At 38.0% G+C, this 18,545-nt stretch carries 17 protein-coding genes; 7 read left to right on the top strand and 10 right to left on the bottom strand.

Features of this window, described 5'->3' with window-relative positions:
• Nucleotides 1–116: 116 nt before the first annotated feature.
• Nucleotides 117–551, bottom strand: a complete 435-nt coding sequence (locus ACJJVU_RS01195) for a DoxX family protein (RefSeq protein WP_405221396.1) — start codon at nucleotides 549–551, stop codon at nucleotides 117–119.
• Between the two features lie 112 nt (nucleotides 552–663).
• Between ACJJVU_RS01195 and mfd the strand changes: the two genes are divergently transcribed.
• The 4 genes from mfd to ACJJVU_RS01175 are packed head-to-tail and all read left to right on the top strand — an operon-like array spanning nucleotide 664 to nucleotide 5,488.
• Entirely contained in the window at nucleotides 664–4,077 is a 3,414-nt protein-coding gene (mfd, locus tag ACJJVU_RS01190) for a transcription-repair coupling factor (RefSeq protein WP_405221393.1), read from the top strand.
• Entirely contained in the window at nucleotides 4,064–4,216 is a 153-nt protein-coding gene (locus tag ACJJVU_RS01185) for a hypothetical protein (protein ID WP_298323055.1), read from the top strand. The genes mfd and ACJJVU_RS01185 overlap by 14 nt, the downstream gene beginning before the upstream one ends.
• Before the next feature lie 31 nt (nucleotides 4,217–4,247).
• On the top strand, nucleotides 4,248–4,805 hold the full coding sequence (locus ACJJVU_RS01180; protein WP_405221390.1) for a hypothetical protein: 558 nt from the start codon (nucleotides 4,248–4,250) through the stop codon (nucleotides 4,803–4,805).
• Between the two features lie 2 nt (nucleotides 4,806–4,807).
• On the top strand, nucleotides 4,808–5,488 hold the full coding sequence (locus ACJJVU_RS01175; RefSeq protein WP_405221387.1) for a DUF2490 domain-containing protein: 681 nt from the start codon (nucleotides 4,808–4,810) through the stop codon (nucleotides 5,486–5,488).
• Nucleotides 5,489–5,675: 187 nt separating this feature from the next.
• Here ACJJVU_RS01175 and ACJJVU_RS01170 read toward each other — a convergent pair whose 3' ends face one another.
• The 6 genes from ACJJVU_RS01170 to ACJJVU_RS01145 form a co-directional block, all read right to left on the bottom strand.
• On the bottom strand, nucleotides 5,676–8,333 hold the full coding sequence (locus tag ACJJVU_RS01170) for a carboxypeptidase-like regulatory domain-containing protein (protein ID WP_405221384.1): 2,658 nt from the start codon (nucleotides 8,331–8,333) through the stop codon (nucleotides 5,676–5,678).
• On the bottom strand, nucleotides 8,321–9,112 hold the full coding sequence (locus ACJJVU_RS01165; protein WP_405221381.1) for a GLPGLI family protein: 792 nt from the start codon (nucleotides 9,110–9,112) through the stop codon (nucleotides 8,321–8,323). The genes ACJJVU_RS01170 and ACJJVU_RS01165 overlap by 13 nt, the downstream gene beginning before the upstream one ends.
• 201 nt (nucleotides 9,113–9,313) lie before the next feature.
• Nucleotides 9,314–10,198: a YitT family protein gene (locus ACJJVU_RS01160; protein ID WP_405221378.1), complete on the bottom strand. Its 885-nt coding sequence runs from the start codon at nucleotides 10,196–10,198 to the stop codon at nucleotides 9,314–9,316.
• Between the two features lie 140 nt (nucleotides 10,199–10,338).
• Nucleotides 10,339–11,301, bottom strand: coding sequence for a sodium-dependent bicarbonate transport family permease (locus ACJJVU_RS01155; protein WP_405221375.1), 963 nt, complete (start codon nucleotides 11,299–11,301; stop codon nucleotides 10,339–10,341).
• A gap of 30 nt (nucleotides 11,302–11,331) precedes the next feature.
• On the bottom strand, nucleotides 11,332–11,640 hold the full coding sequence (locus tag ACJJVU_RS01150) for a hypothetical protein (protein ID WP_339845816.1): 309 nt from the start codon (nucleotides 11,638–11,640) through the stop codon (nucleotides 11,332–11,334).
• 28 nt (nucleotides 11,641–11,668) lie between these two features.
• Nucleotides 11,669–11,917 (bottom strand): hypothetical protein, encoded by a 249-nt coding sequence (locus ACJJVU_RS01145; protein WP_405221371.1) that lies wholly within the window; start codon nucleotides 11,915–11,917, stop codon nucleotides 11,669–11,671.
• Nucleotides 11,918–12,003: 86 nt separating this feature from the next.
• Between ACJJVU_RS01145 and ACJJVU_RS01140 the strand changes: the two genes are divergently transcribed.
• Both ACJJVU_RS01140 and ACJJVU_RS01135 read left to right on the top strand, forming a co-directional pair.
• Nucleotides 12,004–12,927: a LysR family transcriptional regulator gene (locus ACJJVU_RS01140; RefSeq protein ID WP_405221365.1), complete on the top strand. Its 924-nt coding sequence runs from the start codon at nucleotides 12,004–12,006 to the stop codon at nucleotides 12,925–12,927.
• Nucleotides 12,928–13,101: 174 nt separating this feature from the next.
• Nucleotides 13,102–13,926, top strand: coding sequence for a helix-turn-helix domain-containing protein (locus tag ACJJVU_RS01135; protein ID WP_405221362.1), 825 nt, complete (start codon nucleotides 13,102–13,104; stop codon nucleotides 13,924–13,926).
• A 14-nt stretch (nucleotides 13,927–13,940) separates the two neighbouring features.
• On the opposite strand, the gene ACJJVU_RS01130 is transcribed toward ACJJVU_RS01135, so the two are convergent.
• The 3 genes from ACJJVU_RS01130 to ACJJVU_RS01120 are packed head-to-tail and all read right to left on the bottom strand — an operon-like array spanning nucleotide 13,941 to nucleotide 16,112.
• Nucleotides 13,941–14,300 (bottom strand): YraN family protein, encoded by a 360-nt coding sequence (locus tag ACJJVU_RS01130; protein ID WP_405221359.1) that lies wholly within the window; start codon nucleotides 14,298–14,300, stop codon nucleotides 13,941–13,943.
• The gene (locus tag ACJJVU_RS01125; protein WP_405221357.1) at nucleotides 14,297–15,220 is read right to left on the bottom strand and encodes a carbon-nitrogen hydrolase family protein; all 924 of its coding nucleotides are present in this window, start codon (nucleotides 15,218–15,220) and stop codon (nucleotides 14,297–14,299) included. Before ACJJVU_RS01125 ends, ACJJVU_RS01130 begins: the two co-directional genes overlap by 4 nt.
• A complete protein-coding gene (locus ACJJVU_RS01120; RefSeq protein ID WP_405221354.1) occupies nucleotides 15,210–16,112 on the bottom strand; it encodes an LD-carboxypeptidase in 903 nt (300 codons plus the stop codon). The genes ACJJVU_RS01125 and ACJJVU_RS01120 overlap by 11 nt, the downstream gene beginning before the upstream one ends.
• A 341-nt stretch (nucleotides 16,113–16,453) precedes the next feature.
• On the opposite strand from ACJJVU_RS01120, the gene metG reads away from it, so the two are divergent.
• Nucleotides 16,454–18,541, top strand: coding sequence for a methionine--tRNA ligase (gene metG / locus ACJJVU_RS01115; protein WP_405221351.1), 2,088 nt, complete (start codon nucleotides 16,454–16,456; stop codon nucleotides 18,539–18,541).
• The last annotated feature ends 4 nt before the right edge of the window (nucleotides 18,542–18,545 follow it).

The raw sequence follows: 18,545 nt of genomic DNA, 5'->3' as shown, positions 1-18,545 counted from the left end.
CTTTTTTTATAAAGGTAGGGAGCACACACTTTTGTTGCTGTTATGAAAATGGTAAAATGTCAATCACGCTTTCGCGAAAGCGTATGATTAACCACGACAAACCAGTGTAGTTGTAATTACTGTGAGCTTGTAAATCCATCTACTACCGTCTTTGATGTGCCATCTATTGCAAAGGTGTTGTGACGTAAATTTTTAATAAAAATGAAGAAGAAAATCACATAAATCATTTGTGAGCCTACCAGATCCCAGTCTTCTTTAAAAGAAGTGCCCGCCATTAATAATGTGATTAATATAAAACTAAGTGCCGCAGCAAGACGTGTTTTAAAACCTATGATGAGTAGCACTCCTAGTACAAGTTCTACAATAGGAAGTCCAAAAGCAATAGGCTCTACAAGTGCAGGAGGCAGCATAGTTCCTTCAAAACCTTTTGATAGTCCGCTGGCAAAACCTTCCATTTTAGGAAGTCGCACTACACCGTGCAATAAGAAATTAATACCTATTGTAATACGCGCGATTACAAATGCAAGCTGATGATCTGTCCAGTTTTTCATAATTTAAAATTATAGAACCTTAAGGTAGCGTAGTGTTATGAAAATGGTAAAAAGTAAATAACGCTTTCGCGAAAGCTGTTGCACTCCGTATCTTTGTAAAAAATCTAATTACTTGAGTAACATCCAACTCTCGCAACACTTTGCACAGTCTCTGCAACTGCAGAAACTAGGGGAATCTATTGCCTATTCTAAGGAAAATATTGCAAATATACAGGCCAAAGGCCTTGTGGGCTCTGCACTGTCATTTATGATAAGCAGCGCTTTTGAAAAAGCAGAAACGCCTTTTCTCATCATTTTAAATGATAAGGAGGAGGCTGCCTATTTTCTTAATGACTTAGAGCAATTACGTAAAGAAGAAAATGTACTTTTTTATCCAGGAAGCTATAGAAGGCCTTACCAGATAGAAGAAATAGATAACGCAAATATTCTGCTGAGGGCAGAGGTTTTAAACAGAATAAACTCTCGTCGCAAGCCAGCATTGCTAGTTACCTATCCAGATGCGCTTTTTGAAAAAGTAGTTACTCGTAAAGAACTAGATAGACAGACACTCAAAATAGCCGTGAGTGATCAGCTCTCGCTGGATTTTGTAAATGAGATGCTGTTTGAATATAAATTTAAACGTGTTGATTTTGTAACAGAGCCTGGAGAATTCTCAGTACGTGGAGGGATTGTAGATGTGTTTTCATTTTCTCATGATGAGCCGTATCGTATTGAATTTTTTGGTGATGAGGTAGATAGTATAAGGACGTTTGATGTGGAGAGCCAACTCTCAACTGGGCAGGTAAAAAAGATTTCGGTGATGCCTAATGTGGAGAACAAGGCATTAACAGAAGTGCGACAGAGTTTTCTAGAGTATATCTCGCCTAAAACGATAGTTTTTATAAAAAACAGATCACTTCTAGTAGATCGTACTGATAAAAATTTCGCGAAAGCGGAAGAAGCATTTTCTAACCTTGACTCAGAGATAAAGCGCAACTCACCAGAGGAGCTTTTTATGCATGGAGCTGCATTACAGCAGCAGTTAGGTCAATTTACTACGGTAGATCTTACCGCAAAAATTGACGGCGCCACAGCAGATACAATAATCACTTTTGAGCAGCAACCACAACCTTCTTTTAATAAGCAGTTTGACTTATTAATTGCAAACTTGAATGAAAATTCGGCAAAGGGTTATAAGAATTATATTGCCTGTGTGACAGAGCAAGCTGCAAAGCGTTTTCATGACATTTTTGATGATGCAGATGCGATTGTAAAGCAATATGAAACAGTGGTACTGTCATTATATCAGGGATTTATAGATGATGAGCAGAAAATAGCGGTCTACACAGATCACCAGATTTTTGAGCGTTATCACAAGTTTAATCTTAAGAATGGGTATGCAAAAAAGCAATCCATTACGCTTAAGGAATTGAGCCACCTCTCCGTAGGTGATTATGTGACGCATATTGATCACGGGATTGGAAAATTTGGTGGATTACAGAAAATTGATGTAGAAGGAAAGCCGCAAGAAGCAATCAAATTGATTTACGGCGAGCGTGATATTTTGTACCTAAGTATTCACTCGCTTCATAAAATCACAAAGTATAACGGTAAAGATGGCAAGCCGCCACAAATATATAAACTAGGAAGCCAGGCTTGGAAAAAACTTAAGGCAAAGACCAAGTCTAGAGTTAAGCACGTTGCGTTTAACCTCATTAAATTATATGCAAAACGTAGGTTGCAAAAAGGCTATGCCTTTGGGCCAGATACGCATATGCAGCATGAGCTAGAGGCAAGTTTTATTTATGAAGACACGCCAGATCAAAGTAGCGCTACCGAAGATGTAAAGCGCGATATGGAAAGTGAGCGACCTATGGATCGCTTGGTGTGTGGTGATGTAGGTTTCGGAAAAACAGAAGTTGCAATTCGCGCCGCATTTAAAGCGGTTGACGGAGGAAAGCAAGTGGCAATACTCGTTCCTACAACGATTCTAGCCTATCAGCATGCACGTACATTTAAGGAGCGTCTCAAAGATTTTCCTGTAAAAATTGATTATCTCAACCGTTTTAGAACGGCTAAAGAAAAGCGCGAAGTGCTAGCGGGCATCGAGAGCGGAGCCATCGATATAGTGATAGGCACGCACCAACTTACTAGCAAAAATGTAAACTTTAAAGACTTAGGACTTCTCGTTATAGATGAGGAGCAAAAGTTTGGCGTTGCGGTAAAAGATAAGCTCAAAACTATTTCTGAAACTGTAGATACGCTCACACTTACAGCAACTCCTATCCCGAGAACGTTGCAGTTCTCGCTCATGGCAGCAAGGGATTTAAGTACCATAAATACAGCGCCACCTAATAGATATCCTATAGAAAGTAACGTAGTGCGCTTCTCTGAGGAGGTGATACGAGATGCGGTACAATATGAAATACAACGTGGCGGTCAGGTATTCTTTATCCATAACCGTATTGAAAATATCAAGGAAGTTGCGGGTCTTATTCAGCGCCTTGTGCCAGATGCAAAAGTGGGAGTAGGTCACGGGCAAATGGAAGGAAAAACGTTAGAAACAAAGATGCTATCGTTTATGAATGGCGAGTTTGATGTGCTAGTATCTACCACTATTATTGAGAGCGGACTAGATGTGCCTAATGCAAACACGATTTTTATAAATAACGCAAATAACTTTGGTCTGTCAGACCTTCACCAGATGCGTGGGCGTGTGGGACGTAGCAACAAGAAAGCATTCTGCTACTTCATCACACCGCCATATAGTGCCATGACAGATGATGCTCGTAAGCGCATCCAAGCACTGGAGCAATTTTCTGTACTAGGAAGTGGTTTCAATATCGCGATGAAGGATCTTGAGATACGTGGTGCTGGGGATTTACTAGGAGGAGAACAGAGCGGATTTATCAATGAGATAGGTTTTGATACTTACCAGAAAATCTTAAATGAAGCCATTGAAGAGCTTAAGGAGGATGAATTTTCAGAGTTGTATAATGATGATCCCGCTTTCGCGAAAGCAGAAAAGGATTATGTAAAAGACACTGTAATTGATACTGACTTTAGTCTGCTATTTCCAGATGACTACGTAAACAATATCACAGAACGCTTAAACTTATACACGCAGCTCAATAATGTAAAAACAGAGGAGCAACTGGATGATTTTGAACGCCAACTCGTAGATCGTTTTGGGCCATTACCAGAAGAAGCTGAAGATTTGCTAGATTCTGTTCGTATCAAGTGGGTAGCGACCAAAATAGGTCTCGAGAAAGTGGTTCTCAAAAATGGAAAACTCACTGGCTTCTTTATTGCAGACCAGCAGAGTGCCTTCTATCAAAGCCCAGCCTTTGGCCGTGTGCTTAAATTTGTACAAGAAAACGCATACCGTATTGGGATAAAAGAGAAAAAACTATCTAAGGGACTGCGATTACTCTTAAAATCTGACGATGCTAAGACGGTAAATGATGTGGTAGCATTGCTACGACCATTAATGCCAGAGAGTACAAAGAAAAAAGCAGCAGAGCTGCCTATGGATGATGGCGAGTAAATCTTGGAAACCAACGCTTGCAGTAATTGCTGCAATTATCACCATTATAGGTTTGGTAACTGGGAAGTTCCTCTTCTTTGTGATATGGCTGCCCTTAGGATGGCTATTTAATTCAAAAAAGGAAGATCGTGTGGACTAGATATTCTTTCTCCTTAATGTGTATTTGTGTTTTGCTACAGACATCTATGTGTCGTGCGCAAGTACAAGATGCTGTAAAAACGGAAAGAGAATACCGAATTAAACCCGAGCTTGTTCCACAAAAAGCAAAAGACTTTATTGCCACCTTCCATATAAATCGTTCTGTAAAATGGCTACAAGAAGTAGGTGATGATGGCGCTAGTATTGAAGCAAAATTTAGACATCAAGGAAAACGTCATAGTGTAGAGTTTACTAGAGATGGAGACCTAGAAGATGTAGAAATAGTTATTGGGTTAGGAGACTTACCTGAAGATACAAAACAAGAGATAACCAGCTATTTTACGCAAGAATTTGATTATTTTAAGGTAGAAAAAATACAAGCACAGTATAATAATACGGTAAAAGAAATAATAAATAGGACTGCAAAAAAGCTCGTAGCCTCAACACTCATTCCGCATTATGAGGTCGTTGTAAAAACACGTAATTCGGGTAGAAAATCAAAGCGTTATGAAGTTCTCTTTAACGAGAAAGGAGCCTTCATAAGTAGGTCTCAAATAAGCATACGACGTGATAATATTTTACGCTTTTAAGTATGTTTAAATTCTCATCCTTTACACTCATATTTTTTACGAGCACGTTGCTTTACGGGCAATCGCTTTATGAAGTGGGTATACTTCCAGAAGTAAATATTGGCACAAAAATCAATGCGCTGTGGAACATCAATGTAGAATTTGCGCCACGTTTTGAAGTAAGTGAAGGCGATTTTAAGGGTGCTAATGATACAGATGTATTTTACTCCTTGCTAGATGTCACGACGGTTGCCACGCGCACTGTGGGAGTAGATGCAAAAGTGGGGATAGGATATTTAGCCCGTTTCCGTGATAAAAAACTTATACATCGCTCGATACAACAGTACTCTTTTACCGTCCCTTATTTTGGTTTCCGTTTGGGACATCGCTTCCGTACAGATCAAACATTTAGTGCTAACCAGAAAGCTGAGTTTCGTGCGCGATACAGACTATCTTCAGATATATCGCTCAATGGCGAGTTTATTGACCCAGGAGAAGTGTATTTAAAACTAGGAAATGAGTACGTGTATTCTATCCAAGGAAATGTAACAGATCTGGAAGTCAGGATTGTTCCTACTTTAGGCTATTTCGCAAACGATGCAAATAAACTTGAGATTGGCGTAGACTACCGTATCGATTCATTTCTCGATGCTACTGCAAATCATCGATTCTGGATAAATCTGGGATATTATCTGAGTTTGTAGGGTTGCGCTTTCGCGAAAGCGTAAATGAATTAAGTGAAATTCATTTTTGATTAATAATTATAGTCTGTCATGCCTTGAGACATAACTGGGAATTGTAAACCCGCGTATCTCTATATTAGATGATGGAAAGGTTATGACAAATAAAAGAGGTTTACTTAGAAATGTTGAGAATCCATTATGAAATATATCAAAACCTATAATCAAGACCTAGCATTACATATCGCCCTATAAGTTGGGTTTGAGATGTGAAAGTGGATACTCCGGTGAGTGATGAAATATTGAATGAGTCACTATCAAATAAGTTATGAATTCTCCCGTGAGCTCTTATAGTTTTTGGAATGACATCATAATCTGCCTCTATACTACTAAAGTAAAAGTTAGAATCAATAGGTAGGTTCCCAAAGAAGTACTTTTCATTCTTGAAGTACATGTTAAACTTGTCATTTATATTTAAATCGATGTCTAAAAACATTTTGTTATTAGTCACGCTATTATTAAATGTACCTATGTCAAATGCAGTTTTAATCCAGTTTACACCAAGATTGTAATTAAAAATACTATTAAAATCTGACCTTAAAGAGAATCCATACCCCAACTGATTGGAAATGACATTTCTTTCTTGATTATTGATAATGTCGTTATAATTATTTGTCAAAAACTGCCCGTTAAGTTTGAGGTTAGTTTTCATAAACTTTAAGAAGTAATCAGTGTGAACCTCTGCTTTGAATTGTTCAGATTTCTGTCCAGATACCGCAGTCACGGTATTAAATTGAGGAGAGAGTAAAGCGTCTACCGAGTAGAAATTTTTAGTGCTACTATAATCTGCAATGGCAGATGCAGTAAATCTGTCAGTCCAATTCCCGTATGTATATTTCAAACTTGATTGAAAAGTGTTTATAATGTCATTTTTTGCATTTCCTTGAATGAAAGCTCGATAATTTCTCAGGATATAACCCGTATATAAATTCCCTAAGCCCGCTGTGTTCTGATTAATTGCGAGTACTGTTTCAAATTTGTGATTTTTGATAGGAGTAAGATCTATTTTCAAAAAAGGATTTATCTGAAAGAAATGCTGTGAGGTTGAATTTGCATTATCTTTTTGAGTTGTTTTTTTGAGAGAAGCATCTAAGGAGAATTGAATATCTACTTTATCTAGATCATAGCTTGCTCTTAGGCCTGCATAAGTTTGTTGATTTTCTAGCGTAAAATTGTTATTAAAAATAGCATCTGATGCTCGCTCTTCACCTGCAGTGTTAACGCTATTTATATCACTTGTTAAGTGTTGATTTTGGCTGTCCAGTCCTAAGACAAATTCGTAGTTTGACTTCTCAGAATTAGTCACAAAAGCAGCTTGAGCACCAGTAAATTCAGAAACTTCTTTGCTTCGAGCACCAATCCCTAAGACCGTTTCATTATCTGTGACAAAATCTTCATATATATTAGGGCTTATATTATATCCTTGAGGCTTACTGTCTTTTTTATATTTGCTGGTGAGTACAATAGCTTTATTACTATTTATACTTCGGGTATAGTTTCCTTGTAATTGAAACACCGAGGCATTGTTTTTAAGGTGTTCACGTATGTCTATTTCATTTTGAATTAAATTGTTATTTATTCGCTGGTTACCTGTATAGTATAATGCATCAAAATGTATTTCATCATTATTACGGTTATAGTCTAGCGCTATCTTACCAGCTGCTAGATTGTCTTTTTGTTGGATGTCATAGCTTTCTTCTAGTGTAAATGGGTTTTCCACCAAAAATGTGGTAAACTCTTCTTGATTATAGCGTTTTTTATCATAAGTAAGAACTCCGTTTACGGTAAGTTTAAGGTCTTTTGAAAAGGTGTAGATGTCTGCTAGAGATAAAAATTGAGCGTTATTTCTATTTGAGATACGATCGTCAAAGGTGGGTCTAACTCTATCCACATCAATAAAAAATGTAGCATTTGCATTTGTGCCAAAATTATACAGACGGTTGTTTGAAGAAGGCGATAAGATTCCGTCAATATTGTCTGCTATTTCATCTCCTATATTATTAAAATCTTGAAAAAGATATGCCTTATTCTTGTTTAGTAATGAGATTGTATTTGACTTGATTTTATAGCGACCATTAAAGGTTGCTCCAGCATCTACATTACCAAACAGGCTACTTTTTCTATCATCTTTAAGTGTGAGGTTAATAGCTACTTCGTCGTTTTTCTGAACTTGTTTCAAAATTTTGCTATCGTTGTAGTTTTGTAGAATTTCTATTTTATCAACTACCTCTGAGTTTAAGTTTTTTGATAAAATTTTATAACCCTGACCAAAGAGGTCATCATTATCAATCTTTATCTTTGATATCGCTTTTCCTTGAAAAGTGATATTACCACTATCTCCTATCTGTATCCCAGGTATATTTTTTAATAAATCTTCAAGAACTATTTGGCTTTTCCTTTTAAAGGCATCCGCTTTGAAAATGAGGGTGTCATTACGTACTTCTATATTCTTTTCTACATTAAGCACAACTTCATCTAGACTTGTAGTTTCTGGAATTAAAGGAATTTCAATAGGAAGTGTCTCTGTAGCGGTGATATTTAACTCTTTTTGATAAGCGCTATAGCCTAAGCTAGTTGCTTTTAAAATATACTTGCCAGCGCTAGGAATTGTAAGAGTAAAGCTACCCTTAAGGTCACTACTTGTATAACTAATGATTTTATCATTTTGAAATAAAAGCAAATTAACCTGACTTATGGCTAGTCCAGAAGTGTCAATAACCTTACCTCTCAAAGACGTTTGTCCTCGTAAAGAAGTAATAGATGTGCAAAGGATGAATAATAGAAGTAATAAAGTGTTTATTCTTCCCATTCATAAGCTATTTCCTTACCACCTCTTTTTCTTGCTCTTCTTGAACCAGAGCGTCTGTACTCTCTAGGTAATCGAGACGCAATCACTGGAGAGCCATTTGCTCTCCACTCATCATCTAGCGAAACAAATTCTTTTAAAGAGATGACCTCATGAGAAGTTATAAATGCATCTTGCTCTTGTATAAAGGATGCGAGTTCTGTTACCTTTTTCTTAGTAATAGTAACTAATTGCCATTTGAGAATTCCATCATCTGCCTCGGCATATACAATTAGACCAGGTAGTCCTTGTAACTTCCAAGGGCCGTAGTTGACAGGTACTGAGAGGTCAACATAGGCTTTGTAATCTCTTCCTCTAAAAGTGGTTGCAAATTCGGTGCAATTTCTATTTGCTATTTTTTTAGAAATTCCCGTAGGTATCCAAGTGTTTGGTTTTATAACTTCTTCAGTTACATACACATCATTGCCTATGGAGTTTACATTAAGAAGTACTTTTTCTTCTAGATTTATGATTGTATTCTCATTAGAGTGACCAAACTTTATATTTATTTCTGGGACTCCATCTGCTGTATCTAGATTAAGTTTGGGGAGGTTTTCTAGAAAGATAGGAGCACTAGTTTGATAACGTACTTGGTTATTATGTTTAAAAAGGGACCCTTTCTTTACTAAGGACTTACCTAAGTTATACTGAGCTTCATATTCAAATATATGTAGTTCGTTTTGAGCTAATAAAGTACTAGATATAAAAACAGATAATAGAACAATTACTTTTTTTAAAAACATCTGACTTTATTTAGTGGATTATTGAGCTCATCTCTGCAAAATATAGCTTTAAAAGCGTGATTTTGTATGTTAGTCAGCAAAATAGCACATAAAACAGAAGTAGAAAAAAGGAAATCCACAATCAATAGCGAATTAACATGCTTTTAATATTGTAAAATTCTGTGTTTGAGGTGTAAAACAATGTTGAGATTTGGAGAAACCCTAAAGACTAGCCAGCTTTTTTGAACTTTTAGGATTCAAATATCTTTTCAAAACTCCTCCCTTCACATTATTTACATCAAACTCTACGATAAAAGCATCGGGATCGCAGGAGTCTATGAGTTTGTGTATTTTGCGCAGGTGTATGCGGTTTATCACGGTTTGTATCACGCGGCGTTCATTATTATGACCCGTACTTCCATAACCTGCCGCGGCTTTGTAGACGGTAATACCAGTGCCAAGCTCATTAAGAATCTTTTGTTCTATTTCTTCAGATGACGGTGATATGATAGTAATACCTATAAAGTCTTCAAATCCCTCTATAAAAAAATCGATAAACTTTGCCGTAACGATATAGGTAAGTATGGAATATAGCGCTACCTCTACACTAAGTACTAATGCGGTGATAATAAATAGAATAATATTGAAAGCCAAAATGGTCTTACCTATGCTTATACCAAAAAGATCAAAGACATAAATTCCTAGAATTTCAGATCCGTCGAGTACCGCACCGTTGCGTATACTAATACCGATACCAGCTCCTAGAAACATACCGCCAAAAATTGCAATAAGCAGCTTGTCTTCTGTTATTACTGGGAAGGACTCAACCCCGATAAGCACTGCTAGTATTAAGATGGACACCGTGCTTTTTAATAGAATATTTCGCGAAAGCTTATAAAAACCCAACACAAGAAACGGAATACTCACAATAAAGAGCAGTAAGGAGATGTCTAGATCTAATTTTTTACTTAATAAAATCGCGATACCCGTCGCTCCACCATCCAGAAAACCATTAGGCAGTAAAAAGGCTTTGAGGCCTATACTCGCAAGGGCGATACCTATTGCTATTTGTACATACTCAGAAAGTGATTTTAATATAGCTGTCATACCTTGGTGGTTTTGCGTTAAGGTAGCCATTATTTCATTTTTTAAGACTTAAAACGGCATTGAACAATCATTAGGAGCGTTCATTCTCTATGGCTTTGGTTTTAGGTACGCTTTCGCGAAAGCGCAACCTCAAAACATCATTAACTCCAGTTTATAATACAGAGATAAAGCGGCATCCCTAGGGTGATGTTAAAGGGGAATGTAATGGCGAGTGCCATAGGTAAGTATAGGCCTTCGTTTGCTTTAGGCGCAGCGAGTTTCATAGCTGCAGGGACTGCAATATAGGAGGCACTAGCGGCGAGAATGGCAAACAACAACCTGTTGCCTACAGACTCTGTTATAAACCCACTTAGTAAACTCACGATAATACCATTTACAATAGGAACAGCGATTGCAAATACATAGGGAAAAGCACCATACTCCTTGAGACTTCCTATTTTTTTACCACTTGAGATTCCCATATCTAGTAAAAAGACGGCGAGAAATCCCTTAAAAATATCTGTGGTAAAAGGTGCAATACCTTGTGCTTGTGCGTCACTTGCCATAAAACCTATGATAAGACTTCCTATAATTAGAAGAACACTACCATTCGTCACCGAGTGCTTTATGATACTACCCATAGATACTGTCTTGTCACGGTTTGCGGTAAAGACCATCATTAATAATACACCTATAATAATGGATGGTGCCTCCATGATTGCCATAACTGCGACCATATAACCACTGTAGGATATCTGCTCCATATCGAGATATGCTACAGTAGTTACAAAAGTCACTGCGCTAACGGAGCCGTAAGCAGCGGCGATAGCTGCAGCATTTTGAACTCCGACGCGCTTTTTGAGCGTAAAAAACGCATATAATGGAACCACAAGAGCTAGAACGATTCCAAAAATTAAGGACCAGACAATCTCCATATTAAGCTCTGAGTGAGCTAGCTCTTGACCTCCTTTAAATCCTATGGATAATAGTAGGTATAGCGATATAAATTTTGAAGAACTAGGCGGTATGGCTAAGTCACTTTTGAGTTGTACCGCTAGTAATCCTAAAAAGAAAAACAAGAGTGCTGGATTAGTCAAGTTATCAACTAGTAGGTGTAAGTCCATAAATATGGGTTAGATATTGTCGCGAGGTGATTACTTTTTTAGATTTATTTGAACGGTGCTTTTTATTTCTAGTTTGCAACCTTCTGCTCGTATGGCGCTTAAAAAGTCTTTTAATTTTCCTTTCTCATCTATAAGTTCGATGATGCGGCCGCTATCATACTCACATGCATCGCCTATGTTGCCTTCTGTGCGGCTTAAGCGTTGTAATTTGTGAAAGTTTATTTTCTTGTCAAGCATTGCGTGTAAAATATCTCCAGCTTCGGTTGCTGTAAATACTCCATCTATAAGGTTGATTTTTTGATCTGTCATTGTGAGTACGTCTGTTGTTTGTGTGTTCATGATAGTATGTATTTAAAATGTGAATGAATTATGACTTTCCGCCAGCAATATTGATAAACGAGATGAGTAAGATTAAAAACGAAGCAGATGCTATTTCTTTAAAAAAGAGAAAATCACTAAGGACAGATAGCGCTACGGCCATGATGGGAATCGCTATAAGCACTACCTTTTGAATAGTTTTAAAAAGGGAAGCCCATTGTATTTCAGGTTGTGAAGTGCCTTCTTTCTGAGAATAATCACGAGCGTTGAGTGTGGTCATTTTAAGTTTGTGTAACATATCTCTATTTTTTGATGGTGCAAAGATGTGGGCTGGAGTTCATATATTTTTATTTATATTTATAATGAATTACATAAATTATTTTTATGCATTATACATTGCACCAGCTTCAAGTTTTCTTGAAGGTCACAGAATTTAAGAGCATCACAAAAGCTGCAGAGGAGCTACATCTCACGCAGCCAGCGGTCTCGATACAGATTAAAAATTTTCAAAATCAGTTTCCTATTCCGCTTACGGAGGTCGTGGGGAGACAATTATTTGTAACAGATTTTGGCGAAGAAATTGCAGCTGCAGCACGTAAAATAATAGCCGAAGTGGATGCAATTAATTACAAAACGATGGCTTATCAGGGTCAGCTGTCGGGTAAATTAAAGATATCCATCGTCTCCACGGGTAAATATTTAATGCCCTATTACATCGCAGATTTTATGAATATGCATCCTGGTGTAGATTTAGAAATGGATGTGACAAATAAGACTCGCGTGGTGCGCCATCTTGAGAAAAATGAAACAGATTTTGCACTGGTATCTGTAGTTCCAGATCATATCGCTATAGAAACTGTCGCGCTCATGCCCAATAAATTATTCTTAGTAGGAGGCAGGCAGCATACTTATTCTGGTAAGGCCATATCAAAAAAAGACTTTGATAAATTACCTGTGGTGTATAGAGAAAAAGGATCTGCAACACGGGCAGCTATGGAAAATTATATTGCAGACAGACAACTTCCCACCCGTAAAAAAATAGAACTCACCTCAAATGAAGCGGTAAAGCAAGCTGTCATTTCTGGAATAGGTATTTCTATACTCCCGTTAGTAGGGCTTAAAAATGCACTTACGAGCGGTGATGCTCAAATCATCCCGAGCAAAGGATTGCCTATTACCACACACTGGAATCTCATCTGGCAAAAAAGCAAGCAGCTTTCTCCCACCGCACAAGCCTTTGTGAGTTACCTCGAGGAGCATAAAACAGCGCTTAATGAGAAGCATTTTGGATGGTTAGATACGTATTAAAGGGTACGCTTTCGCGAAAGCGTAAAACGTGCAAAACGTTGTATTTACTGAAGTGACATGCAAATGTCGGGTTAAATACTGCTCAAAAAATGAAACAAATCATAAACGAGCCATACTATTGTAGTGTAGAACTTCTTGTACATTTGATGCGCATCATTGCAAGGCAAAACATTTATGATGAAACAACCAGAATTAGGACAAAAGATTTTAGAACTGCGCAAGCAGAAAGGATTAACACAAGAAGAACTTGTGGAACAGTGTAATATCTCTGTGCGCACAATACAACGCATAGAAGCTGGAGAATCAATGCCACGTATTTACACGATTAAAACAATCCTCTCTGCACTAGATAGAGATCTAGATGATTTACGAGAAGATACGGTCTTTGAGACCAAGGTCAAAGAGGTGATGCTTTTTGAGATAGATCAGACAAAAGATGTGTCATTTCTATTCACACAATTACATATTGGATGGATTGCAGGAATCTTAAGTATGATCGTTTTTGTTTTTGAATCTATTGACGACATTTATCTAGTCACTCAACAAACTTATTATTTCGGGAAAGTTTTTACTATTATACTTGGGTTACTTTCTATTGTTTTCTTTTCAGTATTTATGCGCACTTTCATACTTATTGGAAACTTATTTAAGAATACTTTTTTAAAAATAATTGCCACGCTATTTATTATCATAAATGCAATTCTTGCAGGATATGCCCTTATTGACATGAATTATGTTGTCATGCCTATGAAGGCTTACGGTATTATGTACGTAGTGTTTTTTGGTGTGATGTCAATTTTTTTTGGGTATAGCTTGTTTAAGCTTAAAGGCCTAGGGCAGTTGCCACAAACATCTGGTATTATACAAATGGTACTCGGTTTTATGATGCTGACAATATTTCTTGCTATTGTAGCAGGACCGGCAAGTATACTGGCACAAGCTATAAATGTCGCACTTATACTAAAAGTGTATGAGACAATAAAAAAGCAAGTAGGTTAATAAGAACTATCATTTTAAAAAAAGTAAAACGCATCCTCAAAATGCTCAAGGCGTTCTTGCTTTGAGTTTTTGAGTACTGCGATAATATCAAAACGTACTTCTACATCTAAATCATTTTCTAGTACATACTCATTTGCTACTTTAACGATTGTTTTCTGTTTTCCAGGACTTACAAAACTCTGCGGATCGCCAAAATAATCTGAGTTACGGGCTTTTACTTCTACTACAACGAGGACGCCTTCTTCCTTCTGGCAGATAATATCAACCTCTAATTTGCCAAAAAACCAATTGCGTTCAAGAATGGTGTAACCCTGCTTTATTAAATGCAGGGTTGCTAGTTCTTCTCCGTATTCGCCTAGTTCTTTTGGGGTCATTCTTCCTTTTTCATTTGAGGTTGGTCAACCACATTAAATTTAAAAATATCAGGGCGGGCATAGTGACCTATCACATCAAAATCTAATTTACTACGAGTGATTTCTTGTAAATCAATCTCTGCAGTTAAGGAACCAGCTTTATCAAACAAAGGTCCTGCTATAATCTTACCGCTAGGACTCACAATCACACTACCTCCTCGAGACATCATTTCAGGTTCGTCTACGGCCAGTAATTGATGTTCCTTAGAATACATAGATTTTGTAAAAAACTGATTACATCCTAGTACAAAACATCTTCCTTCTAGCGCAATATGTTGCATGGTAGAAGTCCAGCTATCTCTAGCATCTGCTGTGGGCGCAATGTAAATTTCGACCCCTTTATTGTACATAGCCATTCTAGCTTCTGGCATGTAGTTTTCCCAACAGATAAGACCGCCTAGCTTCCCTATATCTGTATGAAAAGTAACGAGACCTTCTCCTCCGGCTTCTCCCCATATGATGCGTTCAAAACCAGTAGGTTTTATTTTACGGTGTATACCTAGTAAACCTACTTTAGGAGAGACATAAAGCATACTGCAATATAACGTCCCGTTGATGGCTTTGCGCTCCGTAACACCAAGAACAATGTAGATGTTATTTTCTTTTGCCAGCGTTTCTATTCTGGTTAAGTCCTCACTTTCTGCGTCAAAACTATTTTCGTAATAGGTGGCAAATGTCGCTCTTCCTTCCTCTGTGCGGCTTCCTACCTTAGTGCCAAACATGAATCCACGTGGATATCCAGGAACAAAGGATTCTGGAAAAACGATGAGCTCACTTCCTTGTGCGGCGTGTTTTTTTGTGAGGGTTTCTACTTTTTGAAGGGTCGCTTCTTTATCAAAGAAAACAGGGCTATCTTGTATTAAGGTGACTTTAATTTTCATAAGAAATTGTTGCGTTTGTTTTAGTTACCTCTAAGGTTATTTCGCTCCCCAACTTCAATGCGTTATTATTATCTACATGTCCCGCAGGAAAATCAAAAGCTACCGGAAAGTCACATTCTTTTACAGCATCTAGCACAATCTCTTGTGCCGTTTTACCGAAAGGGATTCTGTTATCGTGCATCTTAGTCATGCCGCCCACCACCATGCCGACACAGTGATCCAGCATCCCGTTGCGTTTTAGGTTGACAATCATTCTATCTATATGATAGAGGTACTCATCGAGGTCTTCTATAAATAATATTTTATCAGTCGTATCAAGATCAGAGTTGCTTCCGCAAAGGCTGTAAAGAATAGACAGGTTTCCGCCTACGAGCGTCCCTTTTGCAGTGCCTAGTCTGTTAAGCTTATTTGTGGTGTTGTAATCAAAGTTAGGTTGCTCGCCAAAAAGGGATTGTTTTAATGACGCTTTCGCGAAAGCGGTATTGTCATCAAGAGATACAGGCATGGTCGCATGTATCGTTTTGAACCCGATTTTGTGAATGTGGCTATGTAAAACAGTCACGTCAGAGTAGCCAACTATCCATTTAGGATATTTGACAAACTTGTAAAAATCTAGATCATCTACTATGCGCACCGTCCCGTAGCCGCCACGAGCACACCAGATAGCTTTAATCTCCGTATTATCCAGCATTTGCTGAAAGTCTTGTGCTCTCTGAAAATCTGTCCCAGCATACTGATTATCTTCTAGTCCAATGGTGTTGCCTAACACGGGAACTAAGCCCCAGCTTTTAAGCAAAGCAATGCCGTCTTTGAGTTCTTCTTTAGAAATTTTACGAGCCGTAGCAACGATTGCGACTTTGTCGCCTTGTACAAGATAAGGAGGTGTAATCATTAGTGTATTTTTCACACCTCAATATACTAACTTAACGGCAGTTTGGATTTTAAACCAACTGGTAATTTGGTGAAAAGGTTAATTACTTATTATTTTAAAACTAGGTGATTTGAGAGGTGCTTATAACTCCTAAACCATGCTCCATAGCCCCGATAGCAATGAAAATCCCGCAACCTAGCGATAGCAAGGTGAGGAATTGTAATGAATAGCGGGAAGAGGCAGCTGCTTATTACAACTACTGCAGCGCTCCTAGCATAACAATACCGAGTTAAAGCTAGATTACTTTATAGATACTCCTTGCTTGTTTTTCTTTATTTTTGTCGCTTCTTAAAGAACACAATATGTCTCAGAATCCACAACGATATACAATTACAGCGGCACTGCCGTATACTAACGGACCTATACACATAGGCCACCTTGCAGGAGTGTATGTTCCGGCAGATATTTATGCGCGTTACCAGCGTATGCAGGGAGCAGATGTTGCTTTTATATGTGGTAGTGATGAGCATGGAGTGCCTATTACAATTAAGGCAAAAAAGGAAGGGGTAACTCCGCAAGATGTAGTAGATAAATACAATGCGATTATCAAAAAATCTTTTGAAGATTTTGGGATCACTTTTGACAACTACTCACGTACCTCTGCAAAAATTCACCATGACACAGCGTCTGAGTTTTTTAAAAACATGTACGATCAAGGTAAGTTTATAGAAGAAACTAACGAGCAGTTGTATGATGCAGAGGCAAACCAGTTTCTTGCAGACCGTTTTGTGACGGGAACTTGCCCTAAGTGTGGCTTTGAAGAAGCTTATGGAGATCAGTGTGAGAGTTGTGGTACGTCGCACAACGCAACAGATTTAATTAATCCTAAGAGTGCGATTACGGGAGCTGTACCTACACTTAAGGAAACAAAACACTGGTTTTTACCACTAGATCAATACAATGACTTCTTTAAGGAGTGGATCATAAAAGGACATAAAAAAGACTGGAAAACTAATGTATACGGGCAGTGTAAATCATGGATAGATGATGGACTACGTCCTCGTGCCGTAACTCGTGATCTGGACTGGGGAATCCCTGTGCCAGTAGAAGGAGCAGAGGGCAAGGTATTGTACGTTTGGTTTGATGCGCCTATTGGCTATATTTCTTCTACAAAGGAGTGGGCAGCACGTGAAGGAAAGGATTGGGAACCTTATTGGAAAGATGAAAACACAAAATTACTTCACTTCATTGGGAAGGATAATATCGTTTTTCACTGTTTGATTTTTCCTGCAATGTTAAAGGGACATGGTGAGTATATCTTGCCAGATAACGTACCTGCAAACGAGTTTTTAAACCTAGAAGGCCGCAAGCTTTCTACGTCAAAAAACTGGGCAGTATGGTTACATGAGTATCTGGAAGAATTTCCAGATCAGCAAGATGTGTTGCGTTATGTACTTACCGCAAATGCACCAGAATCTAAGGATAATGATTTTACTTGGAAGGATTTTCAAACTAGAAATAATAGCGAACTCGTGGCGATTTTTGGTAATTTAATTAACCGCGTGACGGTGCTTACACATAAGTATTATGGAGGTGTTGTGCCTACGCCTGGAGCTTTTAATGAGCTAGATAAAGAAGTGCTAGATGCTATAAAAGCATATCCAGCGGTGATAGGTAGTAGTATTGAAAAATACCGCTTTCGCGAAAGCCAAACAGAATTCATGAACCTCGCTCGTCTAGGAAACAAATACCTAGCAGACGAAGAGCCGTGGAAGACTATTAAAACAGACGAAGAACGCACTAAAACAGTGATGTATGTTGCATTGCAGATTGCAACAGCACTTGCTGTGTTAAGCGAACCATTATTACCACATACAAGTGTAAAGCTTAAAAACATTCTTAGTCTACCTGCGAGTGAGGCTCAGAACGCATTGCAATGGAGTGATATATCATCTAAAGAAGTGTTACTATCAGCTGGACATACAATTAATGAATCTCAATTGCTCTTCTCAAAAATAGAAGACAGCCAAATTCAGATTCAACTAGATAAACTAGAAGCAAGTAAAGCTGCAAATGAAGCAGAAGCCGCTGCCGAAAATGCGGTAGTAGAGCCACAAAAAGAACTTATAAACTTTGACGATTTTACAAAACTCGATATGCGAGTAGGTACCATCATTGAAGCAGAAAAGATGAAGAAAACGAAGAAACTCCTCATCTTAAAAGTAGATACAGGTATAGATGTGCGTACTATCGTTTCTGGTATCGCAGAGAGCTTTACTCCAGAAGAAGTAATAGGGAAACAAGTAACGGTACTTGTAAACCTAGCTCCTAGAGCACTACGCGGTGTAGAGAGTGAAGGAATGATCTTAATGACGGAGGATGCCTCTGGTAAGTTGGTGTTTGTAAACCCTGATACGGATGGGGTGAGTAATGGGAATATGATAAGTTAAGCGT

Origin of the sequence: Dokdonia sp. Asnod1-B02, from assembly GCF_045063955.1 — a bacterium.
Taxonomy (GTDB): domain Bacteria; phylum Bacteroidota; class Bacteroidia; order Flavobacteriales; family Flavobacteriaceae; genus Dokdonia.
This window is presented reverse-complemented; position numbering and strand designations above follow the sequence as displayed.